This window comes from Sphingobacteriales bacterium (assembly GCA_012517435.1).
Classification (GTDB): Bacteria; Bacteroidota; Bacteroidia; order CAILMK01; family JAAYUY01; genus JAAYUY01.
In genome coordinates, this window is the sequence record JAAYUY010000092.1 from 1 (window position 1) to 4,301 (window position 4,301).

The 4,301-nt window shown below is 36.9% G+C and carries 5 protein-coding genes; 3 read left to right on the forward strand and 2 right to left on the reverse strand.

Annotated features, from left to right (window positions below; genetic code table 11):
- On the forward strand, positions 1 to 459 hold a 459-nt coding region (locus GX437_05655), incomplete at its 5' end, for a T9SS type A sorting domain-containing protein (protein NLJ07137.1).
- Positions 459 to 1,193 carry a DNA repair protein RecO gene (gene recO / locus GX437_05660; GenBank protein ID NLJ07138.1) on the forward strand — a complete coding sequence of 245 codons (735 nt, stop codon included), beginning with the start codon at positions 459 to 461 and terminating at the stop codon, positions 1,191 to 1,193. The genes GX437_05655 and recO, both read left to right, overlap by 1 nt.
- Position 1,194: 1 nt before the next feature.
- Here recO and GX437_05665 read toward each other — a convergent pair whose 3' ends face one another.
- A complete protein-coding gene (locus GX437_05665; protein NLJ07139.1) occupies positions 1,195 to 2,430 on the reverse strand; it encodes an RtcB family protein in 1,236 nt (411 codons plus the stop codon).
- Complete coding sequence (locus tag GX437_05670; GenBank protein ID NLJ07140.1) at positions 2,423 to 3,091, reverse strand: SOS response-associated peptidase; 669 nt, start codon at positions 3,089 to 3,091, stop codon at positions 2,423 to 2,425. The genes GX437_05665 and GX437_05670 overlap by 8 nt, the downstream gene beginning before the upstream one ends.
- Positions 3,092 to 3,224: 133 nt before the next feature.
- Between GX437_05670 and GX437_05675 the strand changes: the two genes are divergently transcribed.
- Positions 3,225 to 4,232, forward strand: a complete 1,008-nt coding sequence (locus GX437_05675; GenBank protein NLJ07141.1) for an OmpA family protein — start codon at positions 3,225 to 3,227, stop codon at positions 4,230 to 4,232.
- The last annotated feature ends 69 nt before the right edge of the window (positions 4,233 to 4,301 follow it).

Sequence of the window (4,301 nt, forward strand, 5' to 3'; positions counted from 1 at the left end):
AGTAAAAATGGTGTCTGGTATGTTACTGAAGACGGCTCAGAAATTATCTATCATTTCAATAAAGACAACAGCCCCCTGCCGTCCAACAATATTCGTGATATTGCTATAAATTCCCTGACAGGTGAGGTTTTCTTCGGAACCGATGCCGGAATTGTTTCTTTCCGCAACTCAGCCATCGAAGGTGGAAATACCCATCAGGATGTTTACGCTTTTCCCAATCCGGTCAGGCCTGATTATTCCGGGCCTGTCGCCATTCGTGGCCTTGTAACCAATGCGAATGTTAAAATTACCGATGTCGCTGGAAATGTGGTAACGGATATTACCGCAGAAGGAGGACAGGCTGTCTGGGACTTAAAAGATATTTCAGGAAATCCGGTTCGTTCAGGAGTATATTTTGTCGTGAGCAGTAATGAAGACGGTAGTGAAACCATCATCACAAAAATCCTCATTATCAGATAATGCTTGTCAAATCTGAAGGAATAATAATTTCCACCATCCGTTTTTCTGAAACAGGAATCATTGCAAAAATTTTCACGCATTCGCATGGAATATTGTCATTTTACGTAAAAGGAGTTTATGGTCGTAACGCAGCACTGAAGCCATCCTATTTTTTCCCAATGACGTTGGTGGCACTTGACTTTTATTATTATCCCAATAAAAATTTACTCAAAATTAAAGAACTACGACCGCTTATATTTACTCTCAGCCTCGACTGGAATACAACCAAATCTCCGCTCCTGGTTATTGTTGCTGAACTGATAAACAGGTGTGTAAAGGAAGTAGAAAAAAATGAACCTCTTTTTGACTTTCTCAGAAATTTCATCAATTTGATCAATACAGAGAAACCTGATAAAAATCCCAATCTTCTTGTTTTTTTTATGGTTCATTTATCTCAGTACCTTGGCTTTTTCCCTCAAAACAATTTCTCTGATCAAAAATGCATTTTCGACCTGAAATCCGGAAATTTTGTTGAAAATGAGCTCGATTCGGCTTTTTGTTTGTCTCCTTCAGAAAGCAAATGGCTGTCTGTCATTTTACGTTCCGACATCATTAATTCAGACAAATATATTCTTCCCGGTGAAATCAGGAAAAATCTGATTAACCACCTGATCATCTATTACCAGATACACATCGAGGGTTTTAAAGGACTGCGTTCTCTGGAAATTTATCGTAAAGTGTTTGATTCTCAATGAATCATTCTGCAGCTTTTATATTCAAAACCGGTTTTATCTTAAAAAGCACCTTTGCAGTTGGTTCAATCAGCCGCTCAATCAGGGCAGGATTTTTATATACCATCGGGCTTTCATCGATTGTATCCTTATTGATACATGAACTGTAAATTCCTTTCATCGAATTTCTATATTCTTCCAAATCAATAAGCTGTTTTGCTTTCGACCTCGACATAATTCTTCCTGCTCCATGCGGTGCTGAATAATTCCATTCCTGATTTCCCTTGCCTTCACATATCATTATGCCATCCCGCATGTTAAACGGAATGATAAGTTTTTGACCCTCCATGGCTTTGATGGCGCCTTTTCGTATGATGAAATCACTCAGGTCAATATAGTTATGAACCGATTCGATGAGTTCTCCCTGTATTTGCCAATGTAATTTATCGGTTATCAATTCCAGCATTTTCATCCTATTGAGATGGGCATAATACTGGGCAAAAAGCATATCTATGAGGTATGACATCATTTCTTTGCCCTCAAGGCAGGCTAATTCCCTGTCGCGAAATGGTATTTTCTTACTTTTTTTACTCTTTCTGTCGGATGTTTCATCCCCTGAACTCATATTTTTTATGGCTACATTCTGCCAGTATTCTGCTGTTTTCAAACCGAAATTTCTGGAACCACTATGAATGGTGAGAAAATATTCATCCTCCGACTTTCCTATTTCAATGAAATGATTCCCTCCGCCTAATGTACCGACAGAGTTAAAAAACCTTTCCGGCTCTATTCCTGTTTGCCTGATTTTGTCTTTTATCCAGTATTTGTCTATCTCAATTGGTTGAACATCAATATTGAAGCGTTTTCTGATTGCTTTCAGAAACAGGCTCAGTCTCTTATTTATTTCATTGTAATTAAAGTCCTGAAAAACCTGTTTTTTATGGATGGAAGTGCCCATTGGTACAACAGATTGAATTTTTTTGTCTGCCTTTTCCGGATGCTCTTTTAAATCATTGCCTATGCTGGCACACACCATCCCGCAGCCAATATCAACGCCAATCACATTCGGAATGACAAAATCACTTAAGGGCATGGTAAATCCAATTACAGAGCCTTTTCCGGCATGCGCATCCGGCATAATAACAACCTGATTGGTAAAAACCGGATGATTGATGATTCTCTCAATCTGTGAAATACATTCAGGTTCCAAATCATCTGTCATTATTTTCGCACTGGTATATTTTCCGTAAAGTTCAATCATATTGATATGGAGTTAGAACTTCAGGTGAATTATTGGAAGGGGAGTTTACCAAAGTTGAAACAGGATAGGTTTCGATTAATGCTGAATCAATTGGTGTGAGAATACTTTTTAATTCATCAATATCTGCAGAATCCGACATCCATAATTCTTCTCTTTCAGGATTTAATATAACAGGCATTCTGTCATGTATTTCTTTCATCTTCTCATTTGGCAAAGTGGTTATGATTGTAAAAGAATATATGCTTTCTCCATCATTATTTTTCCATGAGTCCCATAGCCCGGCAAATGAAAATAATTCATTGTTTTTCAATCTGATACAGTAAGGAATTTTCATCTTACCAGTTTTTTTCCACTCATAAAAACCATCTGCGATGACTAAACATCTTTTCCTTGCAAGCAGATTTTTAAAAGATACTTTTTCTGTGAGCGATTCTGCTCTTGCATTTATCATTTTATTCCCAACTGAAACATCTTTTGCCCAAAAAGGGATTAATCCCCATCTGAAAAACTCAATTTTCTGAGGTTTTTGATTGGTTATAACCGGCATCTGCATGGTAGGCGCTGCATTGTAAACCGGCTTATATTTTTCAAAATCAAGTTCAGCCCTGTATCTGACGGTGATATCGTCCACTTTTTTCGTTATCATAAATCTGCCACACATAGTTTTGGGTAATTAAGTTTTATCACTATTTATGATTTCAATTCAGTTTCAAATTTAATACTTTTGGTCTGAACTGTGGATAATTTATCAAATCAAAACTGTTGACCTAAGTATTTTCGTAAAAATTTTCCTTATGAAAAAAATCGTCTTTCTATTCCTTGCAGTCTCATTTATGCTTCTTGAATCCTGTGTTTCATTGAAAAAATACAAATTGATGGAAAGCAGTTACTATTCCCTAAAAGGTCAAAATATGATACTGAAGGATTCGATATTAATTCTGAATCTTCAGCTTGCCGAACTGGAAGTGAAGGTGGATGAAATGACGCAAAAAATCACAGCCTTACAGCAGGATACCCTTAACAAATCTGCTCAGGTCAGGATGCTTTTACGTGAAAATGCAGAACTTCAAAATACCGTTCAGCTTTTATCTCATAACATTTCAAAAGAAATTGAAAGTAAGACTCAGCAAATAAATGAGTTGCAAAAAAAACTTAATGAAAGGGAAAAAGGTCTCGAGCTTCTTGCCGCTGAACTCGAAATTCAACAACAACGACTGTACGAATCCAGCAAAGCCCTTAATGAAAAAGAAAAACAACTCAACTTACTTTCTGAAAAACTTTCCAATCTTGAAAATATCCTGAACAGCTATCAACAAAATATGGAAAACCTGAAAACAAAGGTATCAGATGCTTTACTGGGATTCGAAAATTCTGGCTTATCGGTTCATATCAAAAATGGAAAAGTATATGTTTCTCTTGAAGAAAACCTCTTGTTTCAAACTGGCAGTACAAAAATTGATAAAAAAGGACATGCTGCCTTAATAAAACTTGCCAAACTACTTGAAGAAAACCCTGAAATAAATATCATGATTGAGGGACATACTGATAACATCCCTTATGTTTCTACCTCCGGATGCATTAAAAACAACTGGCAATTAAGTGTCTTACGGGCTGTGGCGGTAACTGAAATACTGCTTGAAAACAACAAAATTGATCCCAAACGAATCATTCCCTGTGGAAGAGCCGACAGTTATCCGCTTAGTACAGAAAATACCAAAGAAGGCAGAGCCAAAAACAGAAGAACTGAAATCATACTGACGCCACGTCTGGATGAACTCTTTCAAATTATCAACACGAATTAATCAAAATGTAACACTGTACAAAACCGAATAATTGATTGGTGGCTGAATATCTCCCGGCCTCATCATGTA

What these genes read in the sequence shown, in the direction of transcription:
- recO (NLJ07138.1), top strand. Translation starts at nt 459, where the DNA reads ATGCTTGTCAAATCTGAAGGAATAATAATTTCCACCATCCGTTTTTCT.
- GX437_05665 (NLJ07139.1), bottom strand. Translation starts at nt 2,430, where the DNA reads ATGATTGAACTTTACGGAAAATATACCAGTGCGAAAATAATGACAGAT.
- GX437_05670 (NLJ07140.1), bottom strand. Translation starts at nt 3,091, where the DNA reads ATGTGTGGCAGATTTATGATAACGAAAAAAGTGGACGATATCACCGTC.
- GX437_05675 (NLJ07141.1), top strand. Translation starts at nt 3,225, where the DNA reads ATGAAAAAAATCGTCTTTCTATTCCTTGCAGTCTCATTTATGCTTCTT.